This is a genomic window from Bartonella sp. CL162QHHD, from assembly GCF_042195435.1.
GTDB lineage: Bacteria > Pseudomonadota > Alphaproteobacteria > Rhizobiales > Rhizobiaceae > Bartonella.
The window spans coordinates 1-1,116 of record NZ_JBHIOG010000030.1; the positions used below are offsets into that span (position 1 = coordinate 1).

Annotated in this window: 1 protein-coding gene and 1 pseudogene; both read right to left on the bottom strand. The window is 39.4% G+C overall.

Annotation, left to right across the window (positions count from 1 at the left end; translation table 11 throughout):
• Positions 1–331: pseudogene (locus tag ACFILD_RS03030) on the bottom strand (hypothetical protein); the annotation flags it as partial.
• 107 nt (positions 332–438) lie between these two features.
• The gene (locus ACFILD_RS03035; protein ID WP_375612600.1) at positions 439–1,053 is read right to left on the bottom strand and encodes a hypothetical protein; all 615 of its coding nucleotides are present in this window, start codon (positions 1,051–1,053) and stop codon (positions 439–441) included.
• Between the last annotated feature and the right edge of the window lie 63 nt (positions 1,054–1,116).

Below are 1,116 nucleotides of genomic sequence, written 5' to 3' on the forward strand. Positions count from 1 at the left end.
CTTGTGCATTGCCATAAACTTCTGCATTATCAAAAACGTGCGGTTCACCGCAAATATATGCATCACCGTAAACTTCTGCATCACCGTAAATGCATGGTTCATCGCAAACTTCTGCTTTGCCATAAATACGAGAATTGTTGTAAACATGTGCATAACCGTAAACTTGTGCATTTTCGTAAACCTTAGCATCACCAAAAACCTTGGCATAACCATAGACTTTTGCATAATCCCCAATCCAGCAATTACCATGATGCGATAGGTTGTCTTCTTTTTGTATATAGCCACCTAAATCACCTTTCTCGACGTTTCCAAAGTCTCGTAATGCGCGAATGCGGTGGAGAGTTTTGCCCCCAACTTCGATTGTTTCATCAGTNGGTGGAGAGTTTTGCCCCCAACTTCGATTGTTTCATCAGTAAGTTCGTATTTCTTTTCCATGGTTTATTGCCTCATGCCCGTTGTGATGATTTCATCATTGATGATCTCTGCGTTTCCATGAATAAATGCATCACCACAGATTTTGGCATTTCCCCCAACTTTTGCTCTGATGGAAATCAATGGACTGCCATAGATTTTAGCATTTCCATAAATTTCAGCTTTTCCACTAATAAATGCACCACCGGAAACTTGTGCATTTTCGTAGATTTGTGCACTGGCAAAAACACGAGCATGTTCAAAAATCTGCGCATTACCAAAAATATTAGTTTCTCCGGTAACAGATGCACTACCAAAAACACATGCATTTTCGTAAATATCAGCAATGTTATAAATATAAGCATCACCATAAACCTTGGCTTTGTCATAAACTCTTGCATGACCATCTACACGAGCGTTTCCATAAACATGTGCATCACCAAAAACCTTGGCATAACCATAGACTTTTGCATCATCACCTACCCAGCAATTACCATCATGACTTAGATTGTCTTCTTTCTCGATATAGCCGCCTAGGTCGTCTGCTTTAACATCATCAAAATCCCTTAAAGCACGAATGCGGTGGAGAGTTTTTCTATCAAACTCAATTGTTTCATCAGTAAGTTCGTATTTTTTTTCCATGGTTTTACTCCTTTAAGTTAGATTCTGCCTTTGTCGTTCTTGCAAAAGAACGGCATTGCATTG